Origin of the sequence: Streptomyces sp. NPDC059452 (assembly GCF_042750035.1) — a bacterium.
Taxonomy (GTDB): Bacteria; Actinomycetota; Actinomycetes; order Streptomycetales; family Streptomycetaceae; genus Streptomyces.
In genome coordinates, this window is the sequence record NZ_JBHYVE010000004.1 from 155,634 (window position 1) to 177,979 (window position 22,346).

General features: G+C 72.4%; 23 protein-coding genes and 1 tRNA gene. 12 read left to right on the top strand and 12 right to left on the bottom strand.

Translation table 11 applies throughout. From position 1 onward, the window contains the following. Window positions 1–203: 203 nt before the first annotated feature. Together ACFW9Z_RS08275 and ACFW9Z_RS08280 are read left to right on the top strand one after the other, a co-directional pair. Complete coding sequence (locus ACFW9Z_RS08275; protein WP_384636189.1) at window positions 204–971, top strand: hypothetical protein; 768 nt, start codon at window positions 204–206, stop codon at window positions 969–971. A 40-nt stretch (window positions 972–1,011) separates the two neighbouring features. Continuing rightward, the gene (locus tag ACFW9Z_RS08280) at window positions 1,012–2,373 is read left to right on the top strand and encodes a hypothetical protein (protein WP_384636191.1); all 1,362 of its coding nucleotides are present in this window, start codon (window positions 1,012–1,014) and stop codon (window positions 2,371–2,373) included. A 102-nt stretch (window positions 2,374–2,475) separates the two neighbouring features. On the opposite strand, the gene ACFW9Z_RS08285 is transcribed toward ACFW9Z_RS08280, so the two are convergent. Continuing rightward, the gene (locus ACFW9Z_RS08285) at window positions 2,476–2,643 is read right to left on the bottom strand and encodes a hypothetical protein (RefSeq protein ID WP_384636194.1); all 168 of its coding nucleotides are present in this window, start codon (window positions 2,641–2,643) and stop codon (window positions 2,476–2,478) included. Window positions 2,644–2,972: 329 nt separating this feature from the next. Between ACFW9Z_RS08285 and htpX the strand changes: the two genes are divergently transcribed. From htpX to ACFW9Z_RS08300, 3 genes are all read left to right on the top strand, one after another. Further along, window positions 2,973–3,881 carry a zinc metalloprotease HtpX gene (gene htpX, locus ACFW9Z_RS08290; protein WP_384636197.1) on the top strand — a complete coding sequence of 303 codons (909 nt, stop codon included), beginning with the start codon at window positions 2,973–2,975 and terminating at the stop codon, window positions 3,879–3,881. Between the two features lie 28 nt (window positions 3,882–3,909). Beyond that, the gene (locus ACFW9Z_RS08295; RefSeq protein ID WP_384636200.1) at window positions 3,910–4,494 is read left to right on the top strand and encodes a hypothetical protein; all 585 of its coding nucleotides are present in this window, start codon (window positions 3,910–3,912) and stop codon (window positions 4,492–4,494) included. A 134-nt stretch (window positions 4,495–4,628) separates the two neighbouring features. Then, a complete protein-coding gene (locus ACFW9Z_RS08300) occupies window positions 4,629–5,171 on the top strand; it encodes a hypothetical protein (RefSeq protein ID WP_384636203.1) in 543 nt (180 codons plus the stop codon). An 11-nt stretch (window positions 5,172–5,182) separates the two neighbouring features. Here ACFW9Z_RS08300 and ACFW9Z_RS08305 read toward each other — a convergent pair whose 3' ends face one another. Next, the gene (locus tag ACFW9Z_RS08305; RefSeq protein WP_384636206.1) at window positions 5,183–5,629 is read right to left on the bottom strand and encodes a Zn-ribbon domain-containing OB-fold protein; all 447 of its coding nucleotides are present in this window, start codon (window positions 5,627–5,629) and stop codon (window positions 5,183–5,185) included. After that, window positions 5,626–6,078, bottom strand: a complete 453-nt coding sequence (locus ACFW9Z_RS08310) for a DoxX family protein (RefSeq protein WP_384636208.1) — start codon at window positions 6,076–6,078, stop codon at window positions 5,626–5,628. Before ACFW9Z_RS08310 ends, ACFW9Z_RS08305 begins: the two co-directional genes overlap by 4 nt. Window positions 6,079–6,231: 153 nt before the next feature. Here ACFW9Z_RS08310 and ACFW9Z_RS08315 point away from each other — a divergent pair, with 153 nt between their 5' ends. Both ACFW9Z_RS08315 and ACFW9Z_RS08320 read left to right on the top strand, forming a co-directional pair. After that, window positions 6,232–6,678 (top strand): hypothetical protein, encoded by a 447-nt coding sequence (locus ACFW9Z_RS08315; RefSeq protein ID WP_384636211.1) that lies wholly within the window; start codon window positions 6,232–6,234, stop codon window positions 6,676–6,678. Between the two features lie 3 nt (window positions 6,679–6,681). Then, window positions 6,682–7,017: a transcriptional regulator gene (locus ACFW9Z_RS08320; RefSeq protein ID WP_384636214.1), complete on the top strand. Its 336-nt coding sequence runs from the start codon at window positions 6,682–6,684 to the stop codon at window positions 7,015–7,017. A 39-nt stretch (window positions 7,018–7,056) separates the two neighbouring features. Here the strand turns inward: ACFW9Z_RS08320 and ACFW9Z_RS08325 are convergent, their stop codons facing one another. The 3 genes from ACFW9Z_RS08325 to fepB all read right to left on the bottom strand — a co-directional run bounded on the left by ACFW9Z_RS08325 (window position 7,057) and on the right by fepB (window position 10,281). Beyond that, a complete protein-coding gene (locus ACFW9Z_RS08325) occupies window positions 7,057–8,154 on the bottom strand; it encodes a FecCD family ABC transporter permease (protein ID WP_384636217.1) in 1,098 nt (365 codons plus the stop codon). Beyond that, window positions 8,151–9,212, bottom strand: coding sequence for a FecCD family ABC transporter permease (locus ACFW9Z_RS08330; RefSeq protein WP_384636219.1), 1,062 nt, complete (start codon window positions 9,210–9,212; stop codon window positions 8,151–8,153). The genes ACFW9Z_RS08325 and ACFW9Z_RS08330 overlap by 4 nt, the downstream gene beginning before the upstream one ends. Window positions 9,213–9,273: 61 nt before the next feature. Next, entirely contained in the window at window positions 9,274–10,281 is a 1,008-nt protein-coding gene (gene fepB / locus ACFW9Z_RS08335) for a Fe2+-enterobactin ABC transporter substrate-binding protein (RefSeq protein ID WP_384636222.1), read from the bottom strand. A gap of 226 nt (window positions 10,282–10,507) precedes the next feature. On the opposite strand from fepB, the gene ACFW9Z_RS08340 reads away from it, so the two are divergent. Beyond that, complete coding sequence (locus tag ACFW9Z_RS08340; RefSeq protein WP_384636225.1) at window positions 10,508–11,701, top strand: flavin-containing monooxygenase; 1,194 nt, start codon at window positions 10,508–10,510, stop codon at window positions 11,699–11,701. A gap of 116 nt (window positions 11,702–11,817) precedes the next feature. On the opposite strand, the gene ACFW9Z_RS08345 is transcribed toward ACFW9Z_RS08340, so the two are convergent. The 4 genes from ACFW9Z_RS08345 to ACFW9Z_RS08360 all read right to left on the bottom strand — a co-directional run bounded on the left by ACFW9Z_RS08345 (window position 11,818) and on the right by ACFW9Z_RS08360 (window position 15,765). Then, a complete protein-coding gene (locus ACFW9Z_RS08345; RefSeq protein WP_384636228.1) occupies window positions 11,818–12,408 on the bottom strand; it encodes a hypothetical protein in 591 nt (196 codons plus the stop codon). 4 nt (window positions 12,409–12,412) lie between these two features. Beyond that, on the bottom strand, window positions 12,413–13,729 hold the full coding sequence (locus tag ACFW9Z_RS08350; RefSeq protein ID WP_384636231.1) for a hypothetical protein: 1,317 nt from the start codon (window positions 13,727–13,729) through the stop codon (window positions 12,413–12,415). Continuing rightward, entirely contained in the window at window positions 13,720–14,472 is a 753-nt protein-coding gene (locus ACFW9Z_RS08355; RefSeq protein ID WP_384636234.1) for an ABC transporter ATP-binding protein, read from the bottom strand. Before ACFW9Z_RS08355 ends, ACFW9Z_RS08350 begins: the two co-directional genes overlap by 10 nt. A gap of 423 nt (window positions 14,473–14,895) precedes the next feature. Further along, window positions 14,896–15,765 (bottom strand): NAD(P)H-binding protein, encoded by an 870-nt coding sequence (locus ACFW9Z_RS08360; protein ID WP_384636237.1) that lies wholly within the window; start codon window positions 15,763–15,765, stop codon window positions 14,896–14,898. A 104-nt stretch (window positions 15,766–15,869) separates the two neighbouring features. On the opposite strand from ACFW9Z_RS08360, the gene ACFW9Z_RS08365 reads away from it, so the two are divergent. Together ACFW9Z_RS08365 and ACFW9Z_RS08370 are read left to right on the top strand one after the other, a co-directional pair. After that, window positions 15,870–16,847, top strand: coding sequence for an AraC family transcriptional regulator (locus ACFW9Z_RS08365; protein WP_384636240.1), 978 nt, complete (start codon window positions 15,870–15,872; stop codon window positions 16,845–16,847). A gap of 380 nt (window positions 16,848–17,227) precedes the next feature. Beyond that, the gene (locus tag ACFW9Z_RS08370) at window positions 17,228–17,764 is read left to right on the top strand and encodes a hypothetical protein (protein ID WP_384636243.1); all 537 of its coding nucleotides are present in this window, start codon (window positions 17,228–17,230) and stop codon (window positions 17,762–17,764) included. 134 nt (window positions 17,765–17,898) lie between these two features. On the opposite strand, the gene ACFW9Z_RS08375 is transcribed toward ACFW9Z_RS08370, so the two are convergent. Together ACFW9Z_RS08375 and ACFW9Z_RS08380 are read right to left on the bottom strand one after the other, a co-directional pair. Further along, complete coding sequence (locus ACFW9Z_RS08375) at window positions 17,899–18,780, bottom strand: NAD(P)H-binding protein (RefSeq protein ID WP_384636246.1); 882 nt, start codon at window positions 18,778–18,780, stop codon at window positions 17,899–17,901. Between the two features lie 167 nt (window positions 18,781–18,947). Beyond that, window positions 18,948–19,021, bottom strand: a tRNA-Met gene (locus tag ACFW9Z_RS08380). A 201-nt stretch (window positions 19,022–19,222) separates the two neighbouring features. Here ACFW9Z_RS08380 and ACFW9Z_RS08385 point away from each other — a divergent pair. After that, window positions 19,223–21,451: an acetate--CoA ligase family protein gene (locus ACFW9Z_RS08385; RefSeq protein ID WP_384636249.1), complete on the top strand. Its 2,229-nt coding sequence runs from the start codon at window positions 19,223–19,225 to the stop codon at window positions 21,449–21,451. Continuing rightward, window positions 21,442–22,332, top strand: coding sequence for an enoyl-CoA hydratase/isomerase family protein (locus ACFW9Z_RS08390; RefSeq protein WP_384636251.1), 891 nt, complete (start codon window positions 21,442–21,444; stop codon window positions 22,330–22,332). Before ACFW9Z_RS08385 ends, ACFW9Z_RS08390 begins: the two co-directional genes overlap by 10 nt. The last annotated feature ends 14 nt before the right edge of the window (window positions 22,333–22,346 follow it).

Genomic DNA, 22,346 nt, shown 5'->3' on the forward strand with positions numbered 1-22,346 from the left:
ACCGCCGCTTCGGGCACCGAACGCACCCCGGGGATGTACAGCCCAGGAACGCACAGATCGGGGATGAACAGCCCGGTGGTGAACAGATCGGGGGTGAACAGATCGGGGGCGAACAGCCCGGGGGTGAACAGCTCGGGGATGAACAGCCCGGGGGTGAACAGCCCGGGCAGAGGAAGTCAGCGCACCAGGCCGACCAGGACCTGGTGCGGCTCCTGCGCGAGGACGGATTCCAGGGGCCCCGATGGGACCTCTTCGTCGAGCAGTGCTTCGCCTACGGCCAGAAGTTCCTGCACAAGGCGGTCTGCACCGGCCACATCTTCCGACGCTGCGACAAGACCGGCCGGCCGGTCGGCACATCGCTTGAGCGCGAGGTTCTCCGTGAGCACGCGGCAGAGCGGGAGATGCTGGTCGACGACGCCGTGGCCACGGCCGTCAACCGCCTCCGGGAACAGGCCCTGCTCGGCGGCAACTGGCAGCCGGAGCTGGGCAGCTCCTTACGTTCCTATTTCATCGGCGGACTTGTCCACGAGTTCCCCAACGCCTTTCGACGGTGGCGGAAGCAGTGGAAGGACGGGCAGGCATCGCGCCCCGTCGACCACCACAACCTGGGAATCCTCGAACAGAACATCGAGTTGAATCTCCTCGCGCCCCCGGCCACCGACCCGGCCCACCACGCGGTGGTGGCGGATCAGCTGGAGCGGATCCTGCGCACCGGCGACCACGAGATCGCCACCATCGCCGATATGCGGAAGGCGGGACAGGAGTGGGATGAGATCGGCAGGGCTCTCGGCAAGAGCGGCAAGGCGGCACACGCGAAGTGGAGCCGGTTCTGCCTTCGCGTACGGCAACAACAGCCGGGACTGAACGAACAGCGCGACCGACCGCGAGGAACCGATGAGCCGGAGTCGGCGCCCCGCCCTCCCCGGCCGCACAGCGACCAAACAGGCGACCGCACAGCTGAGGGGGTCTGACATGCGTACATCTGACATGCGTACATCCATCACGGATGAGATGGCGCCACACGAAGTACGGGCCGTCGCCGGTGAGGCGCTGGCCTTGCTGCTGCGGGCGGAGCAACGGGAAACCGACACGACCGGGCAGCGCGCCCGCTGGATCACGGCACTCGAAGCGATGGCGTCCACGGCCCCGCACGCCGTTCCGCGGGACGCGGACGTGCTGCCGGAGGTGACGCGGTACCTGGCACTGCTGAAGCGCTCTTCGCTCGGGTTCGGCGACATGGACTTGGCCATCGAGGAGGACACGGCCGGCTGGGACCTTCCGGACGGGGACGAGCTGGACGAGCTGGACGGGCCGGATATGCCGGACGGGCCGGACGAGAACGAACGGGACGGGCTGGAAGAGCCGGACGGATTGCACGAACCGGACGCGCCGGACGGACTCACCGAAGGCATCGCCCCGCGCCCCGACGACGACGCTTCTCCCTGGCCGGGCGACGGCAGGACACCGGACGGCGACGGGAAGCGGGACCCGTCCGAAGAGGACGACATCACCCGGCTCGAACAGGCGGTGGCACGGCTCGCGGCCATACAGGGAAAGGCGGGAAGCGGCCCCCTCGGCGAGAGCGAGGATGCCGACGAGACCGATCCGCAGCTGGCCGGGCTGATCGAGCTGCGCCGGCACGTCCAGCAGGCTCAGGTCGACGTCCACACACAGAAGGAGACTGTGGCGGAACGCGAAATCCAGGTCTCCCAGGACTCCTACACCCTGAACGCCATGCATGCGGCCGCGAGCCAGATCCATCTGGAGGAGAAGCAGGTCGAGCTGGAGAGGGAACGGATCGCGGCCAACGAGCGCGAGAACGAACGCAAGCACCGCTGGGACATGCGTCGGCTGGAACTGGAGGCCGAGCAGCAACAGCGCGAGCTAGAGCTGCGCGAGCGAACCCTGAACGCCGATTCGGCACGCTCGACGGCCGAATGGGAGGCGCGGCACCTGGACACGGCCCGTCTGCGCACCACGACGCAACTGGCCGTCGGCACCTCGGCCGTCGCGGTGACGAGCTGGCTGGTTCTGCCCGGTGCCGGGACGGCCTTCTCGCTGCTGACGCTCACGCCCCTCCTCGTCGTGCTCGGCGTCCTGTTCCTCCTCACGGCGATGGCGCTCCGCCGTCTCCCCGCGAACAGGTCGCCCGATCCCGCCGCAGGCGGGCCGCCCGGTCCGGGCGGGGCGGGTCTGTCCTGGACGGACGGCGTACGCGTGGTCCCCCTCCTGCCGCTGGCGGGGGCCCTGATCGTGGCCTCGGGCCTCTTCGCGCTCATCGCGCCGCTGGTTCCGGGCGAGCGGCGCAGGCAGGTCCACGCCTACGCGCTGGAGACCCTCGGCACCGCGGAACGGATCGTTCTGGGCCGTTGATCCACCGCCGTCACGGAACGGGCGCGCAGCGGGTAGCAGGTAGGGGGAAGGGGCGGGGAATTCGGTTTCCCCGCCCCTTCCCCCTACCCGCTGCAAGCGACTTCAGTGCCCCCCGATCATCATGTGAAGCACCGGGATACTCGCCCCGGCCGCACCGAGCCCGGCCAGTACGGCCATGGCCGTCGAATGCCCGTCGAGGTGCGTCAGCCCGCCGACGAGCAGGCCCAGGAAGATCCCGATCAGAAAGATCACCGCCGTGCGCAGACTCACCAGGGGTCCTTCACCCGGCGGCTGCGGGTCGGCGGGTGGCGAACCCGTACCCGGATTCGGCGGCGTCGTCATCGTGTCTCCCCTGCGGGCCTCTGCGCGGATCGGTCGTCCTTGGTCTAGGTAGGCCCGGGCGACTGTCTCCACGGCCGTTCGGCGAGCAGTACACATGCTGCATACAGCCACCGGGCCGGGAGCCGGGCCGTGGGCGGTCCACACATCGGCTCCCCCTCCCCCTCCCCGAAGACCCGCATCGGCTCCCCCCGAAGACGCGCATCGTTTCACCCCGAAAAGGTGCACCATGGACAGAGGCGAACCGCTGGGAGGCACCGATGCCGCGAGCCCGTTCCCGCTATGCCCCCGACCGGGGCCTGACCGGCCGCATGGTCACCACCATGTTCCTGATCGGTCTGCTGTACGTCGTCTTCGTGGGCGTGCTCCTCGCGGCCCTGCGCGGTTCCTGGCCGATCATCCTGATCATCACGGGCGGCCTGTTCATCACCCAGTTCTGGTTCAGCGACCGCATCGCGGCGTACGGGATGGGCGCCCGCGAGGTCACCCCCGAGCAGGCCCCCGAGCTGCACGGCACCATCGACCGGATCTGCGCGCTGGCGGACATGCCGAAGCCCAAGGTGGCCATCGCCGAGAGTGACGTACCGAACGCGTTCGCCACCGGCCGCAGCGAGAAGACCGCCCTCGTCTGCGCGACGACGGGCCTGCTGCGCAGACTGGAACCGGAGGAGCTGGAGGGCGTTCTCGCGCACGAGATGTCGCACGTGGCGCACAAGGACGTCGCCGTCATGACGATCGCCTCGTTCCTCGGCGTACTGGCGGGCATCATCACCCGTATAGCCCTGTGGGGCGGCTTCGCCCGGAGCCGCCCGGGCAACGACCCGGCAGGCATCCTGCTCCTCCTCATCCCGCTGATCAGCGCCGTCGTGTACGCGATCAGCTTCCTCCTCACCCGGCTGCTCTCCCGCTACCGCGAGCTCTCCGCCGACCGGGCCGCCGCCCTGCTCACCGGCAGGCCCTCCGCCCTCGCCTCGGCCCTGACGAAGGTCAGCGGGCAGATGGCGCGCATCCCGACCGAGGACCTGCGGAAGGCGGAGCCGTACAACGCGTTCTACTTCATGCCCGCGTTCGCCTCGAAGGAGAGCCTGGGCCGGCTGTTCTCCTCGCACCCGACGCTGGAGCAGCGCCTGGACCAGCTGTCCCGCATCTCCACCGACCTGTCCCGATAAGCCGCCAAGCGCCGAAGGAGTTACGTCCGTGGGCCTGCTCGACGCCATCCTCGGCCGCAGCAAACCCGTCCGCCCCGACCTCGACCAGCTCTTCGCCGTCCCCTCGGCCGCCCTCACCCTCCAGGCCGCCACCGGCTTCACCCCGACCGGACTGGGCTCGGTCTGCTTCGCGGGGGTGGAGGGCGGCGGCTTCGCCCGTCTCCAGGAGGACGTACGGGAGCTGCTGGACGCGGACACGGAGCGCGGGGGCATCCCGGTGGAGTTCAGCCGGGACCCGTACGGCTACACCTGGCTGCTGGCCAGCCACCCGGCCGACGACACGGCGGGCCTGGTCAACGATCTGCACGCGGTGAACACCCTGCTCCAGGACGGCGGCTTCGGCCCGCACCTGCTCTGCTCGCTGATCGGCTTCCGGGACGCGGAGGGGCGTGCGCTGGCGCTCGTGTACCTCTACAAGCGCGGCACGTTCTACCCCTTCGCCCCGCTCCCCGGCGACGCGGAGAAGCGGGACAACCAACTGGAGCTCCAGGTGCGGGGCGCCCTCGGCGACGACCTCCGGGTGGAGAAGGACCTGTCGCGGTGGTTCCCGGTGTGGGGGGCGCCGGGGCTGTGAGCCCCCGAGGGCCTGTGAGTCCATGAGCCCCGTGAGCCCCGACGTGGCTCAAATCCGGCAGGGCCGTGCCCGCGCCCGCCTATCTTCGGCAGTGTCGGCCCACGTCAGGGTCGGCGCGGAGCCGAGGAGACACGTTGGAATCGATACCGCCCCAGGTCCACCCGCAGCAGCGGTCGGGTGCCATGGTCGGCCTCTTCTGGATCGGGGCGGAGGCGGTCCACCTGGGCATGCCGCCCGTCGCACCGGCCCCAGGGGTGATCATCACTCCGGAGGGCCTCCGCATCAGCGGGCCCGAACCCCTGCGGTGGATGTGGTCCGACCTCTCCGCCGTACGCGTGACCGAAGCACCGGTCCGTTCGACGGTCACCCGGTGGGCGTCCCGCGCGGCCTCCGTCGTCGCAGCGGCCCTGAACGCCTGGACCCCCGGCAGCCCGACCGAGATGACCGTGGTGGTCGCGACCCGGAGCGACGAGATCAGGACACCGGCCTTCTCGGCCGCCTCGTCCGCGTACACGCAGCGCGAGGTCGACCTCTCGCACGCCCTGCTCGCCCGCTTCGTCCAGGGCACCTCCTCGCCCGCCGTCATGTCCGACTGGCAGCAGGCGACACAGCCCACCGAAACGCTGAACTCGCGGCAGCGGGAAGCCCTTCTGAACGCCTGGCTGTCCACAGGGTGAGGAGGCCGAGTTCAGCCGGTGGTGGTCACTCGGTCCGGCCGGAAGACCGGTACGGCCTCCCCGCCTCCCGTGCCCGGGGCGCGGAAAGTGACCGTCAGGCCCATCCCGATGCGGAGGTCGGCGTGCGCGCACTCCACGATCTCCGTCATCATCCGGGGCCCCTCGGCCAGGTCGACGACGGCCGCGATGTACGGGACGCGGTCCCCGAACGGCGGCAGGTCGTTGCGGTGGACGACGGACCACGTGTAGAGGGCCGCCCGCCCACTTGCCGCCTCCCACCCCACGTCCTCGCTCCAGCAGTACGGGCAGAACTCGCGCGGGTAGTGATGCGCCCGGCCGCACCCGGCGCAGCGGCGGATCAGCAGCCGCCCCTCCCCCGCCGCGTCCCAGTACGGGCGGGTGAAGGCGTCCGGCTCCGGGAGGTCGAAGCGCGGGGCCGCTCCATGGTCCGGCGTCACAGGAACAGCCCGAACGCCGCGTCCAGCGACCACGTCTGCCACGCCATCGCGAACAGGGCCACCAGCGAGATCAGGGCCATCATCGCGTTCTGCCCCTGCTCGGCCCAGTCGTGGATCATCAGGACCAGGTAGAGGAGGTTGAGGAGGAGGCCGGCGAGGAGGGCGATCGGGGTGAGGAAGCCGGTCACCAGGCCCAGTCCCAGGGCCAGTTCGGCGTAGACGACGACGTACGCGATCAGCTTCGGGCGCGGTTCGACGATCCGCCGGAAGCCGGTGCGGACCACACCCCAGCGGTGCTTGCCCGCCACGTCGGCCGCCCAGGCGATCCCCGTACCGCGCTCGAACCAGCCCCTCCTGTCCTTGTGCCGCCAGCTCTCCAGCCACCAGAGGCCGAGGCCTATGCGCAGGACGGCGAGCCATTCCGCACCGCTGAGCCAGATCGTCTGCATCGGGCCTCCGGGGAAAGATTTCTGACGGTACGTCAGTTCAGCGGACGCGGAGGCCGGACGCAAGAGGCGCGCACCACGGACCACCCCACAACTCAAGCAAGGATTGCCGACCTTTTACGCAACCAGTTGCAGGTTCCGTAACCAGATGTCAGCATGACAACCATGCAGCACGACACCGACGCCGACACCTCCCCGCCCAGCCCCGCCGACCAGCTCGCCACGATCGCCGCGGCGCCCGACCTGACCCGTCCCGCATCCGCCGCCGAGCGGGCCGCCGGGCTCGCCACCCTCGGCGGGCTCTACGCCGGTCTCGTGACCGCCATGGAGTCCGGCCTCACCCGCACCACCGGGATCTGCGTCTTCGCCGTCGGGGTCGCGGTGTTCATCGCCTGGAACAACCACCACGCCGGCGCCGCGCGCAGACGGCCCCACACCCGCCTGGAGAGCGCGGCCCGTTTCGGCGGACCGGCCCTCATGGGGATCCCCGGCATCAACCTCGTCTTCGGCGACGGCCCCGACACGCTCACCGCGCACCTCGTGGCCGCCGCGGTCCCCACGCTCGTCGGCGCGGTCTACCTCGTCCTGCGCTGGAGGCGGTGACCGGTGAGCGACGGGACACCACCGCGCCAGCCGCGCGAGGCGCTGGTCAACGTCATCCACTCCCCCACGCGCCTGGCCATCCTCGCCACCCTCAACCGGGTTCAGCACGTGGCCTTCGCCGACCTCCGCGAGAGCCTCGGGCTGACCACCGCCGAGCTCTCACGCCAGATCGCCCTCCTGGAGAAGGAGGATCTGGTGGACGTGGCCAAACTGCGCGTCAAGCGGGTCACGGTCACCCATGTCCGCATCTCCGACTCCGGACGCGAGCGTTTCGCCGCCTATCTGACCAACCTGCACGCCATCGTGGGCGACCAGGGGGCCGGAACCGAGGACGTCTAGAGGGCCGCTCGCCCCGACCGGCCACCCACCGCGCCCCCCTCAGCGCCGCTGCCTGCGCCCCAGCAGCCACGCCAGGTAGACCCCGCCGAGCGCACCGGTCACCACACCCACCGGCAGCGCGCCCGCCGTCGGCAGCGTGATCGCCACCAGGTCCGAGGCGGAGAGCAGCAGGGCCCCCATCGCGGCGGCGGGCAGCAGCCCCGTTCCCGTACCCCTGCTGAGGCGGCGGGCCAACTGCGGTGCGCAGAGGGCCACGAACACGATCGGTCCGGCCACCGAGACCGCCACCGCGCTGAGCCCGACCGCGACCAGGAGCACCAGCACACGGGTGCGGCCCGCGTCGATGCCCAGGCCGCCCGCCGCCTCGTCGCCCATCTCCAGCAGGTCCAGGCGGCGGACCAGGGGGAGGGCGAGCAGGAGCAGGGCCGTCAGGGCGAGGGTGGCGGGGAGGATCTGGTGGCGTTCGGTGGAGCCGAGGCTGCCGATCAGCCAGAGCTGGGCGGACTGGGCGTGGTCCAGGGCGGCCCGGGTGAGCAGGTAGGAGTTGACCGAGGTCAGCAGCGAACCCACCGCGATCCCGGCGAGGATCAGCCGGTTTCCCCGGAACGAGCCGCGCCGGGCCAGGAGTTGGACGATGACCGCTGTCACCAGGCCGCCACCCGCCGCGCCGGCCGCCACGTACGCCGGATCTCCGTGCAGCAGGACCAGCAACGCACCTGTCGCCGCACCGGAGTTGAAGCCCACGATGTCCGGGCTGCCGAGCGGGTTGCGGGAGAGCTGCTGGAACAGCGCCCCGGCCGCGCCCAGCGCCGCGCCGACGACGAGCCCGAGCGCCACCCGGGGCAGCCGCAGCTCCAGGACCACGAACGCGGCCTGCTCCGAGCCCGCGCCGAACAGCGCGCCCAGTACCTCCGACGGCGGTACGAGACCGTCCCGGGTGAGCGCGAGGGCCCCGCTGCCCGCCGCGAGGAGGGTGAGGAGGAGCGTGACGGCCAGGGGGCAGGGGCGGATGCGGAGGGAGAGGCCGCCGAGGGTGAGGCGGAGGGTCCGGTGGGCGGGGCCCCGACCCCGTACGGACACGGAACGAGCCGAGTCCTCCGTACGAGTACGAGTACGGGCACGGGTCACAGCGCTCATGGCGTCGCCACCGCCTTCCGGGAAGTCCGGGAAGTCCGGGAAGCGCTCCGGCGGTTCCGCCGCGTACGGCCGATCAGCCAGATCAGTACGGGCGCGCCCACGAACGCCGTGACGATGCCCACCTGGATCTCGGCCGGGCGCGCGACGACCCGGCCCACGATGTCCGCGACGAGCAGCAGTCCCGCGCCGATGAGGACCGCGTACAGCATCAGGCGGCGGTGGTCGGGGCCGGTGAGCAGGCGGGCCACGTGCGGGGCGACCAGGCCGATGAAGCCGACCGGGCCGATGGCGGCGGTGGCGGCGCCGCTGAGCAGCACCGTGGCGAGCGTTCCGAGCAGCCGTACGCGTCCGGGGGCGACGCCCAGCGCCCGGCCCGCCTCGTCGCCGAGCGCGAACGCGTTGAGGGCGGGCGCGACGGTGAGCGCGAGCACCGCACCGGCCAGCAGGAACGGCAACACCTCCCAGAACACCGGGAGTTCGCGACCCGCCAACGTGCCGACGGACCAGATGCGGAGGGTCCCGTACGCGTCCGCGTCCAGCACCCCGAGCCCGCTGACCACCGCCCCCAGCACGGCGGTGACGGCCGCCCCCGCGAGCACGAGCCCTTCAGGGGTGCCGCGCCCCGCGCCCCGGCCGCCGAGCAGATACACCACGATCACCGCGACGGCCGCCCCCAGCAACGCCCACCAGACGACGGCCTGGAGCGAACGCGTACCGAGCAGCACGGTCGCGGCGACCACCGCGCAGGCGGCCCCGGTGTTGACGCCGAGGATGCCGGGGTCGGCCAGGGGGTTACGGGTCATCCCCTGCATCACCGCCCCGGCGAGGCCCAGCGCCGCCCCGGCGGTGACGGCGAGCAGCGTGCGCGGCACCCGGACCTCCCGGACGAGGGAGGCGTGCGGGGCGTCCGGGTCGAACAGCGCGGCCAGCACCTCGGCCGGGGGCACGGGCTGCGCGCCCACGGCGAGGCCGCCGGCCACGGCGAGGGCCAGGAGGACCAGCCCCGCCGTGAGCCCGGCGGCGTACCGTACGCGTACGGCGGATTGCTTACGGATCACGTCGATATCGGTATCGGTATCGGCTTCGGTATCGGTATCGGTATCGGCCTCAGCCTCCGCCTCAGCCGAAGGACTTCTCGATCTTGTCGATCAGGTTGCCCGCGCTGTAGTAGTCCAGCCGGAACGTGTCCAGGCCGAGGTCGTACACGCGCTTGTCCTTGACGGCGGGCAGGTCCTTCCAGACCGGGCGCGCGGTGGCGGCGGTGATCTCCTCGGGGGTGTGACTGACGAAGAGGAGCGAGCTGTCCTTCGCGGTGTCGGCCACCTTCTCCTGGCTGAACTCCGCGAAGTCCGAACGGCCGCCCTGCGTCTGTCCCTTGCCGGCCGGCGGCTCCAGCACCGTGAAGCCGAGCGAGGTGAGCAGCCGGCCCTGGGCGGACTCAGGAGTGAAGACGGTCATGGCGGACTGGTTGTCGCGGACGAGCGCGGCGGACTGCTTCGGCGCGGTGATGGCGGCCTTGACCTCGCCGACCCGCTTGTCGTGGGCGGCGACGACCTCGGTCGCGCGCTCCTCCAGGCCGAGGTCCTTGCCGAGGCGGGCGGTCAGGTCCTGCCAGGAGACGTCGTCGTGGCGGTAGAGGAGGGTGGGGGCGACGACGGAGAGCTTGTCGTAGAACTTCTCGGCGTTCTCCGCACCGGAGGAGGCGCCGATGATGAGGTCCGGCTTCAGCGCGAGGACCTTCTCCACCTCGGGCTCGAAGCCCTGGTAGGCGACCTTGACGCTGTTCTTGGCGGCCGCGTCGGACCACTGGGTGAAGAAGCCCTGCTTGTCGGTGATGACCGAGGGCGGGGTGGCCTGGGAGGCGATGACCGGGGCGTCGAGGGCCAGCAGATGGCCCGTCATGGTGACGCTGACCGAGACGATGCGCTTGGGCTGGGCGGGCACCTTCTCGGTGGTTCCGGCATCGTGCTTGACGGAGCGGGTGGCGGCGGACGCCTTGTCGTCCTTGCCGCTGCCCGCGCTCTTGTCGGCCGTGTCGCCGCCACCACCGCAAGCGGTGAGCGCGAGGAGCCCGGCGGCGACGGCCGCCACCCCCCGGAACCGGGTCCGAAGCTGTCTGCCGTTCATGTACGTCCCACCCCTTCGACCGCCTGGCGGGCGCGCGGCACTGCACCGCGCGAGGGCCCCCCGGTGGTCACCTCACATCAACCGAAGCAAGGTTAGCCTTACCTTAGATCGGGCGAGCGGCGCGAAGGGGGCGCAACCACCGCATCACGCCCTCCGTGATCAATTCGCAATCGATTCCCACCATGACCGAGACCCATCAACAGAGCGGACGATTACGCTCCGAACCATGCCCAACAGCCCGTCCCCCACCGGCAGTACCGACGCCGTCGCCCTCACCGACCGCACGGAGGACCGGCCCGTCTACGTCATCGGCGGCGGCCCGGGAGGCCTCGCCACCGCCGCGGCGCTGCGTACCCGGGGCGTACGGGCGGTGGTCCTGGAGAAGTCGGACCGGGTCGGCGCCTCCTGGCGCGGCCACTACGACCGGCTGCGCCTGCACACCACCCGCCGCTGGTCGGCGCTGCCGGGGCTGAAGATGCCCCGTAAGTTCGGCCGTTGGGTGGGCCGGGACGATGTGGTGCGGTACCTGGAGAAGTACACCGAGCACCATGAGCTGGAAGTGGTGACGGGCGTCGAGGTGACCCGGATCGACCCGGCCCCCGACGGCTCCGGCGACTGGCAGCTCACCGCCACCGGCGGCCGGGTCCTGCGGGGCCGCGCGGTCGTGGTCGCCACCGGCTTCAACCACACCCCGCGCATCCCGGAGTGGCCGGGCCGGGACGCGTTCACCGGGGAGCTGCTGCACGCGGCGGAGTACCGGAACCCGGCCCCGTACGCGGAAAAGGACGTCCTGGTGGTCGGCATCGGCAACACGGGGGCCGAGATCGCGGCGGACCTGGCGGAGGGCGGGGCCCGCGAGGTACGGATCGCGGTGCGCACCGCCCCGCACATCGTGCGCCGCTCCACGGCGGGGTGGCCCGCGCAGGCGACCGGCGTCCTGGTCCGCCGGCTGCCGGTGTGGCTCGTCGACCGGCTGGGGGCCGTCCTGGCCCGGATCGCCGTACCGGACCTGTCCGCGCAGGGGCTGCCGCGCCCGGGGACGGGCCTGTACTCGCGGGTCCGGGAGGGGGCGATCCCGGTGCAGGACGTGGGGTTGACCGACGCGGTGAGGACCGGCCGGGTGGTTCCGGTGGCGGCCGTCGCCTCCTTCGACCGGGACGCGGTGGTCCTGGCCGACGGCACCCGCCTCACCCCGGACACCGTGATCGCGGCGACCGGCTACGCCCGTGCCCTGGAGCCGCTGCTCGGCCACCTGGACGTACTGGACGCGCGGGGCCGCCCGGTCACCCATGGCGCCCGCACCCCGAAACAGGCCCCGGGCCTCTACTTCACCGGCTTCACCAACCCGATCAGCGGGATGCTCCGCGAACTGGCCCTGGACGCGGGGAAGATCGCGAAGAGGGTGGCACGGGCGCACTGAGGCCGGGGCGGGCGGGGCACCGAGGCACCGAGGCACCGAGGCACCGAGGCACCGAGGCACCGAGGCGACCATGCCGAGGCAACCTTCCCCGTTCGCCCCGCGTCGCGGAGGATCGCTCAGCCCGCGTCGCGGAGCATCGGGGCGGCCGGGGCCAGGGCCGTGCCGAGGGCCAGCAGTGCGGTGGCCGCGAGCGCGGCGGGTACGTGGTCCGGCGGCAGGAGGATGACCGACCAGGGGTGGGGCTGGCCGTTGCTGCCCGTGTTGCCGATGAGCATCATCGTGATCACCCAGGCGACCGGAGCGATCGCGGCCACCTGATGGCCCGCGATCCGGCGGACGCACAGCATCAGTCCGGCCAGGAACGCGGTGTTGCGGCCGGCGGTGCTCGCGATGTGGGCGTCGAGCAGGACGGCGACGGCGTACGCGACGGCGGCCGCGGTCAGGACGGTGGCCAGGACCAGCGCCTGGTCGAAGCGGGCGACGGGACGGCTCCCCGACGCCTCGGCGGCGGGAAGCCTGCTGCTCAGGGAGAACGTGAGCCCGATACAGGCCAGGATCGGGGCGAAGAGGACCAGCGGGCGGGCGGCGTCGCTGCCCAGCGAAGGAAGGTCGACCACCGTGTCACCGGCCGCCGCGGTCAGCGTGGCGTAGGCCGCGAGGGCGGCGGCGAGGACCGGGAGGCGGCGCGTTCTCAGCCACATGTCCATCGGATCACCCTTCGGTCGTGGCGACGGCCGGCAGGGTCCCCGGAGCGGGCTTGCACTGCTGAAGCAGCGTCACATTACTTCTGAACCAGGCGAGTTGATCGGCCGGAGACCGCTTCGTCTCCCTCTTCACGACCGACATCACCTGGGGGTCGGCGGCCAGCTTCTGGCTGTACTGGCCCTGGATCTCGTCGACGCTCATGCCGGCCTTCACCATGAGCCAGGCCATGAGTGTGCCCACGTGGCCGGTGCGGACGTCGGACTCGGTGGGGCACGGCGGAATAGGCGGCAGCGCCGACGCCGCGACGCTCGCCTTCACATCCAGGTCGCCCATGTCCCGGTGGAGGAACAGCTTCCACGTCCGCGCGTCGGTGTCGGCCGTCTCGGCGACGAACGCGAGCTCCTCCGGCGGCTCCAGCCCGGCGTCGACGAGGCGCGGCACGAGCTCCTTCGCGGTACCGGTCAGCCGCTCCAGGCTGTCGGCCGCCTCCAGGGGGACGCAGATCCTGGGGGAGTCGCCGGTGCACACGGGTGCGTCGGTACGGGCGTACGGGGGCGGGTCCCCGTCCCAGTCGCGTACGGGCAGAACGGCCAGCAGGGCGAACACTCCCAGGCAGACCAGGGACGCGACGGCCCCGACGCCGACGCGCACGGCACGGTGGCGACGCCAGCGGGCGATCTCCGCACCGGCCAGGACGGCGGCCAGGACCCCCGTGGCCAGCACCATCGGTACGGCGAGCGCCACCGGGTTCGTGGTGACGGTGACGTCCCCGTACGGGGCGTCGAGCCATCCGGTGAGCTCGCGGAGCCACATCGGGTCGACGACCGTGACGGGCATGACGAGGCACAGGTAGTCGACGACGAGGATCAGCGGCGTGGCCAGGATCCGCGGCAGCAGCATGCCGAGGCCGTAGCCGAGGACGGTGTGAACGGTGATGAGGTACCCGGCCATGGCCAGGACGCCCAGGTGCGGCCAGTCGTGTGCCGCGCCGGTCGCCAGGCGCAGGGTCAGCAGACACACCACGACCGCCGCCACGCCGAGGAGCACCACGGGCCACAGGGCGCCGAACGCGATGGCGTATCTGCCGCGCACGGGTGCCAGCCGGTGGATCCCCGCCCTCCGCAGCCGTCCGGCCTCCCAGGCGGCGAAGGCCGCGCAGGCGGGGGCGTAGAAGGGGAGGGTGTGCCCGACCAGGGCGGTGTTCCCGGCCCAGTAGGCCGGTGCGCCCGCCGCCTCGTGGCTGGTGACCAGCCACACCCACGCGAGGACCAGGGGGGCGACCCAGACGACGCTGGTGGTGCGCAGTGCTGTCGCTATGCGCATGCGGTCTCCCCCTCCTCCTGGACCGTGGCGTAGTACGCGGCTTCCGCGACGCGGCCGGGCGCGGTGCCGGACGGGGCCAGGGCGTGGAACTCACGTACCGCGCCGGCGAAGCGGACGGTCCCGCCGTTGAGGACGACGACGTGGTCGTAGGTGTCCTCCAGGTCGGCGACATCGTGGGTGGAGAGCAGCACGTGCTGGTCGAGGCCGCCGAGGATCTCGTGGAAGACGCGCCGCTGACGCGGGTCCATCCCGGCGGTCGGCTCGTCGAGCAGCAGGACTTCGGCCTCGTGCACCAGCGACTGGGCCACGCCGACCCGGCGCTGCTGCCCGCCGGACATCCGGCGCACCTTCCGGTCGGCGAGTTCGGCGAGTTCGACCCGCTGGAGAGCGCCGAGAGAGGCGTCCCAGGCGTCCCGGCGGTTCATGCCCTTCAGCCAGCCGACGTAGGCCACCTGCTCCCGGGCGGTCAGCCGGGGAACCGATTCGATCTGCTGCGGCAGCCAGGCGACCCGCCGCCGGTACTCGGCGAGCCCGGCCCGCCGGGCCGTCGTCCGCCTCCCGTAGGCAACGGTGCCGGCCTGCGGCTGCAGCACGGAAGCGGCCAACGACAGGACGGTCGACTTGCCGGCGCCGTTGGGGCCGAGGAACACGGTCCGGCCGGGCGGAAAGGCAAAGGTGAAATCCTGGACGACCGGACTGCGACGGCGATAGCCGAACGCGGCCGAGTGGAAGCCGATGGGCATGATGCGCGCTCTCTGACAGTGGGGGCAGGCCCGCACTGGTTCGGTGCGCGTTCCGGCGTTCTGTCGGACAAGAAGATGCAGACACGCTCGGCGGATGGCACCGATCGGCACGAGTATGACCAGTTAATGATCAACTTCGGCTGAATGTGATCGTTCCGTACGCCCCCGAGGCAGGTTCTCCAGTCGCTCCATGCTCTCCTCGCCCCAGCGGCCGAGGGGGGTGAGGCCTTCGCGGCGAACCCCCTGAACGTCGCGTGAACTCACGCCTACTCTCCGGGTGTTGACCGGCGACATCGTCCGCCTCGGTGAGCAGGCCCAGCCCTCGGTCCGGAGCGCCCGCCCCGGAGCCCTCGGCCCGAAGCCTTCGCCCCGCCCCGGCCCTCAACCCCGGAGGGCCCGCCCCGCCCAACCCCCGGGCCGCCCCTACGCCCACACCCCCCGGGCCGCCACCCCCCGCGCCCACGGTTCCAGGTCGGCCGGGGCGTGGCCCAGGATCTGGTGGACGTCGTCGGTGACCGTCGCGGTGTGGCCCGCACGGTGCAGGGCGAACATGGTGCCCAGGCCGTCCGCCGCCGCCTCCGGCCAGCCCTCGGCGAGGAGTTCGGTGCGGTACGCGGCCGGGGTCAGCTCCTCGTAGCGGATCGGGCGGCCCGCCGCCCCGGCGATGGTGCGGACGGCCTCGGCGAAGGTGAGCGCGCGGGGGCCCGTCAGCTCGTAGACGCGGCCCGCGTGTCCGTCCCCGCCTTCGGTGAGGATCGTCGCCGCGACCGCCGCCACGTCGTCCGCGTCGATGAACGGTTCCGGTGTCTCCCCGATCGGCAGGCCCAGCCGGCCCGCCCGGAGCGGGGGCAGCCACAGGTCCTCGTCGAAGTTCTGGAAGAAGTTGTTGGCGCGCAGGATCGTCCACTCGGCCCCGGACTCCCGGACCGCCGCCTCACCGGCCACCATGCCCTGGCCGAAGTCGCCGCCGACCGCCCGGTCGATGCCCCGGCCGGAGAGCGCCACGAAGCGCCGCACTCCAAGGGCCTCGGCCTGCTTCACGAACTCCCGTACCGGGGCAGGGTCTTCGGGCGCGATGAGGTAGACCGCCCCGGCTCCCGCCAGTGCGGGCTCCCAGGTGTCGGGGAGCGTCCAGTCGAACCGGACCTCGCCGGAGCGGGAGGCCGCCCGGACCGTGGCCGCCGTCCCGGAGGCACGGAGGCGGTCCACGACCCGGCGGCCGGTCTTGCCGGTGGCGCCGAGGACGAGGACGGTGGACGGGGAGCGGTGGGTACCGGGCTTCGTTGTGGTCATGGAGCCAGTCCACCGCACCGGCCGCCGCCCGGACCATGGGCGGCCGTCCGCCGTGCATAAGGGAGCGTCCGGAACGCGTGCCGCGTCTGCCTATCGTGGGCCCCATGGACGTGTTCGACGAGTTGTTGCGGGGCGTGCGGGGCAAGGGTGCGGTGTTCGGGCGGTCGGTGCTCTGGCCGCCGTGGTCCCTGCGCTTCACGGACGGGGCCTACCTGACCCTGTGCCTGCCGATGCGGGGCGCCGGGTGGATCGTGCCGGAGGCCGGGGAGCCCCGGCGGCTGGCTTTCGGCGAGGCGGCGATCGTACGGGGACCGGCGCCGTTCACCTTCACCGACGACCCGGCGAACGGTACGGAGCCGGGTACGGGGCGGGGCCCGGGGCCCGGGAGTTCCCTGGGCGTACGGGAGGTGCGCTGGGGTGACGACCTGGCCCCCGCCGCCGGTCACGGCGCCGAACTGGCCGGGCCCACCGTGCTGTTGGCCGCCGCCTACGACGTACGGGCGGAGGTTCCCCAACGGCTGCTCCGGGCCCTTCCGCCGGTTCTCGTCGTGCCGGACGAGGACGACTGCGAGCCGCTGCGCGACTACCTGGTCGCCCAGATCGGCGGCGCGCGGCCGGGCCATCAGATCGTGCTGGACCGGCTGCTGGACTGGATGCTCGTGTGCACCCTGCGGGACTGGTTCGACCGCCCGGAGGCCGAGCCGCCGGGGTGGTACGGGGCCCTCGGCGACGAGGTCGCGGGGCCCGCGCTGCGGGCGATGCACGAGGACCCGGCGCACCCCTGGACGACGGCCGAACTGGCCTCCCTGGCAGGGGTGTCGAGGACCACCCTGGCCAAGCGGTTCACGGAGCTGGTCGGGGACGGCCCGGTGGCGTACCTGACCGAATGGCGCATGACCCTCGCCGCCGACCTGCTGACCCGCCCGGAGCTGACCGTGGCGGCGGTGGCCCGGCGGGTCGGCTACGCGGACGCGTTCGGCTTCAGCGCGGCGTTCAAGCGGCTCCGGGGCGAGAGCCCGAGCGCGTACCGCCAGGAGACCCCGACGGGCCCCGCACGGGGACGGGAGGCCCCGGCGGGGTGAGAAGCCGTACAGCGCGCGTTCCCCCGCCCCCCCTTTCGAGGGACGCGCACCCATCCACCGTAAGCCCTGCCCCACTAGAACACACCTTACCGCCACCCGAAGAGCAGCCACCCCGGACCTTCCGCCCACCCCTCCGCCCTCACCTCCGCGCGGCGCGCACTTCCGCTTCCGCCCACGTCACAGCGGCGTGGACCACCCCCGTACCGCACACACCCGGGCCACCGGACCGACCCCCACCGCCCGTCACCGCCAACGCCCTAACCCACCGGCCCCCGCCCTGTCCCGCAAAGGAAGAAGTCCACCGGAAGCGCCGCAGCGGCCGTCTACTGTACGGACACGTCAGCCCTGCCCGCCGTGGCAGCCGCCCGAGGAGGAATCCTGTGTCATCGCCCTACGGCCCCCAGAACGCTCCCGCAGGCGACGTGGGCGCGGCGCTCCTGATGATCGACTCCCGGCTCAAGAGCATCCACAACGGCACCACCGGGACCGATACCGAACAACGCGAGCTGATCGAGCAGTTCACCGCGTCACTGGGCCCGGAGGGTGCCCATGACGTGCTGGACGGCGCGTGCACGCTCATCTACATGTACATGGTGTGGCTGCGGAAGGCCCACGAGGAGCACGGCAAGGACGTCATCGAGTACGTGGTGCCCAACCTCGTGGCCTCGCTGCGCATGATGCCCAGGAGCATCCGCCCCGAGGCCATCCCCACCATGGCGGGCCTGGTCATCGCCGCCGGTACCGGTCTGAGCCCCAACCTGTGGCGCAAGCAGTACGGGGAGTGGACCGAGGTGGAGATGACTCCCCTGGAGGCCACCACCTTCCTGCTCGCGGAGCACATCAACCGCATCGCCGACGACCCCGACTTCGCCACCCGGCTGATCACCGACGCCCTGTCCCGTACCGACGAACTCTGAGCCCGGCAAGGGCCAAACCCAACGAGGGAGGGGCCGGGGGGCGACGGCCGCTCCCCTCACCGAGGTATCCGCCGCCCCGGCCGGGGCCCGGTCGGCCCCCGGCGCGCGACCCCGCCCCACCCCCCGGGCCCCTTCTACCCCCAGGCCCCCTTCTCCGCCGCCTCGCGGACGACATCGGCGAGGTCGCGCGGGGGACGGCCCAGGGCCCGCTGGACCCCGTCCTTCAGCGCGGCCTCCCGGCTCGTGCGGATCGGGTCCAGGGCGGCGGTCCAGAGCGCGGCCTCCACCTCGGACATGCCCTGCGCGACCAGCCCCGCCCGGAACGCGGACTCCTCGGTCGGCACATAGGAGGCACGTACGCCGCTCGCCTTCGCGATCTCGTCCAGGACGTCGGCCACGCCGAGCGCGCGCGGGCCCGACAGCTCGTACGCCTCGCCCGTGTGGCCGTCCTCGATGAGCGCCGCCACCGCCACCGCCGCGATGTCGTCCGCGTCGATGTACGCCGCCTCGCCGTCCCCGACGGGCAGGGTCAGGGACCCGTTGCGTACGTCGTCGAGGAAGACGCCCTCGGTGAAGTTCTGGGCGAACCAGCCGGGCCGCAGGATCGTCCAGGCCACGCCGGAGGCCCGTACGGCCTCCTCCCCCTGCACATGCGGGCCGCCGTCGTACTCGGGCGAGCCGAAGTAGCCCGGTGTGTCCACGCCCCGGGCCGAGAGCAGCACCAGCCGCCGCACCCCGGCCGCCACGGCCTGCTCGACGAAGGCGGGCGTCGGGGAGGGCGAGGTGTCGAGCGGGACGATGTAGACGGCGGCGGCCCCCTCCAGGGCGGCCTGCCAGGTGGCCGGGTCCGCCCAGTCGAACGGGGTCTCCCCGGACCGCGAGGCCGCCCGGGTCTCCACCCCCAGCTCGCGGAGGCGGGCCACCACCCTGCGGCCGGTCTTGCCGGTGCCACCGAGGACCAGGACGGGGGAAGGCGCGGAGGACGGTACGGGGTTCGCGTCTGCTGTCTGTGTCATGTGCCCCAGCCTCGCCCGGCACGACCTGGCCCGCCATGGCTCAGCGTCCGGGAGGGATGTCCAGCCGTCCGGGCCCAGTGGCTCTGTCCGGGCCCAGTGGCCGGTGGGCGGGAAACGCGTCTGAGGCCCGGATCTCAGGAGATCCGGGCCTCAGACGCGTTCATCAGTAGCGGGGACAGGATTTGAACCTGCGACCTCTGGGTTATGAGCCCAGCGAGCTACCGAGCTGCTCCACCCCGCGTCGGTGAACCCCACCCTACGCCACTTCGCGCCTCCCCCTGACCGGCGACGGCCCGCCCTCGGAAGCCTTTGCCTGCACGACCATTCCTGACGGGCCGTCAGTTCAGTAACCTGACAGTTCGTCAGCCAACCGCGCCGGCCCCGCGGGGACACCGGGCCGACAGGCCATCGAGCAGGACCATCGAGCAGGAGTGGCGGAACGATGCTTGGATCGACTCACGGCACCCTCACCACCGGCTTCCGCGCCCGGGTGGTGGCCTGCGGCGAGGAGCCGCACGCCTCCGTCGTCAGCTTGCCGACCGCCGCACGGCAGGGCGGCCTCGATGTCAGCGGGCGGCCGCTCCACCTGGCCGTGCCCGACCTGGACCGCTTCTTCCGGCCGCGCTCGGTGGCCGTCGTCGGCGCCTCCGACACCGAGGGGCGCCCGAACACCGGTATCACCCGGCAGCTCATCGCCTGGGCCGAACGCGTCGGGGCGCGGCTCCACCCGGTGCACCCGGCCCGGGACGCCGTGTTCGGGCTCCCCTGCGTCCCCTCGGTGGCCGGGCTGCCCGAACCCGTCGATCTGGCCGTCCTGTTGGTGGCCGATCCGCTCCCGGTGATCGAGGAGCTGGCCGAGGCCAAGATCCCCTTCGCCGTGGCCTTCGCCTCCGGGTTCGCCGAGACCGGGGAGGCCGGCGCGGTGGCCCAGGCCCGGCTGGCGGCGGCCGTGGAGCGGTCCGGCGTACGACTGCTGGGGCCGAACACCAACCTCAACGCCTTCGAGAAGTTCCGGGACGACCTGGCGGGCCCGGCCATCGCCCTGATCACCCAGTCCGGGCACCAGGGCCGCCCGCTCCACGCCCTCCAGGAGCTCGGCATCCGGCTCTCGCACTGGGCGCCCACGGGCAACGAGGCCGATCTGGAGACCGCCGACTTCCTCGCGTACTTCGCCCAGCGCCCCGAGGTGGGGGCCATCGCCTGTTACGTGGAGGGGCTCAAGGACGGCCGCGCCTTTCTGCTCGCCGCCGACCGGGCCGCCCGCGCCGGGGTGCCGGTGGTGGCGGTGAAGGTGGGGCGTACGGAGACCGGAGCCGAGGCCGCCGCCTCGCACACCGGGAAGCTGACCGGGGCGGACCAGGTGGTGGACGCGGCGATGCGGCAGTTCGGGGTGGTCCGGGTGGACGGCCTGGACGAACTCCAGGACACCGCGGCCCTGTTGGCCCGCGCCCGGCCGCCCCGCGCGGAGGGCGTCGCCGTGTACTCCATCTCCGGCGGCACCGGCGCCCACTTCGCGGACCTCGCGACGGCGGCCGGGCTCACCCTCCCCACCCTCTCCGCCGCCAAACAGGACGAGCTGCACACCTGGATACCCGGCTACCTGAACGTCGCCAACCCGATCGACAACGGCGGCCACCCGGTCGGCGACCACCGCGGCCGGAAAATCATCGACGCGATCCTCGCGGACCCGTCCGTCGGGGTGCTGATCTGTCCGATCACCGGCCCGTTCCCGCCCATGAGCGACCGCCTCGCCCAGGACCTGGTCGACGCGGCGGAGGCCACCGACAAGCTGGTCTGCGTGATCTGGGGCTCCCCCGTGGGCACCGAGGACGCCTACCGCACCACCCTCCTCGGCTCCTCCCGCGTCGCCACCTTCCGTACGTTCTCCAACTGCGTCACCGCCGTGAAGGCCTACCTGGACCACCACCGCTTCACCTCCGGCTACCGCTCCCCCTTCGACGAGGCCCCGCGCACCCCCTCCCCCTCCTTCCGCAAGGCGCGGGCCCTGATGCGCCCCGGGCAGCAGCTCAGCGAGCACGCGGCGAAGCAGCTCCTGCGCGCGTACGGCATCCGCGTCCCGCGCGAGCAGTTGGTGACGAGCGCGGCGGGCGCCGTCCGGGCGGCCGGGCCGGTCGGCTACCCGGTCGTGATGAAGGCCTCCGGCCCCCACCTCGCCCACAAGACGGAACTGGGCCTGGTGAAGGTGGGCCTGACATCGGCCAGCCAAGTACGGGACGCCTACCGCGAGTTGACGGACATCGCCCGCTTCGAATCCGTCGACCTGGACGGCGTCCTGGTCTGCCAGATGATCGACCGGGGCGTCGAGATGATGGTCGGCGTCACCCACGACCCGCTCTTCGGGCCGACCGTCACGGTCGGGCTCGGCGGGGTCCTGGTGGAGGTGCTGCACGACACGGCGGTACGGGTGCCCCCCTTCGGCGAGAAGGAGGCCCGGGACATGCTCGGCGAGCTGCGCGGGCGGGCGCTGCTGGCCGGGGTGCGCGGCGGGGCGCCCGTCGATGTGGACGCGCTGGTGGAGGTGGTGCTGCGGGTGCAGCGCATGGCCCTGGAGCTGGGCGACGACCTGACCGAGCTGGACATCAACCCGCTGGTGGTGCTGGGGCGCGGACAGGGCGCGGTGGCGCTGGACGCGCTGGCGGTGTGCCGGTGAGCGCGGAAGCCGTCGTCGGTACGGGGGAGCGCGGGACGGGGAAGCGCGGGACGGGGGCATATCGCGAACCGGAGGCCCCCGCCCCCGTCGAGTCCACCGTCCTCCACCGCACCACCCCCGAAGGCGTCTCCTGGATCACCCTCAACCGCCCCGAGGCGATGAACGCCGTCACCTGGGAGCAGCGCGAACGGGTCATCGCCCTGCTGGCCGACGCCTCCGCCGACCCCGCCGTACGGGCCGTCGTGCTCACCGCCACCGGGCGCGGCTTCTGCGCGGGCGCCGACCTGCGCGGCGCCCCGGCCCCGACGCGCGAACGTGTCCCCGGGGATGTCGCCCGGACCATCCGGCTCGGCGCGCAACGGCTGATCGCCGCCGTGCTGGACTGCGAGAAGCCGGTGATCGCCGCCGTCAACGGGACCGCCGCCGGGATCGGCGCGCACCTGGCGTTCGCCTGCGATCTGGTCCTGGCGGCCGATACGGCGAAGTTCATCGAGGTCTTCGTACGCCGGGGGCTCGTCCCGGACGGCGGCGGCGCCTATCTGCTGCCCCGGTTGATCGGTCCGCAGCGGGCGAAGGAGCTGATGTTCTTCGGGGACGCGCTGACGGCGGCGGACGCGGAACGGCTGGGCCTCGTCAACCGCACCGTACCGGAAGGGGAGTTGACCGCCCTCGCCACCGAGTGGGCCGGACGGCTGGCCTGCGGGCCGACCCGGGCCATCGCCCTGACCAAGCAGCTCGTGAACGACTCACCGACCAGTGACCGGGCGACGGCGTTCGCGGCGGAGGCGGCCGCCCAGGAGATCAACATGACCACCCGGGACGCCAACGAGGGTGTCGCCGCCTTCGTCGAGCGGCGCACACCGGAGTACCGGGGGCACTGAGCACATGATCCGAA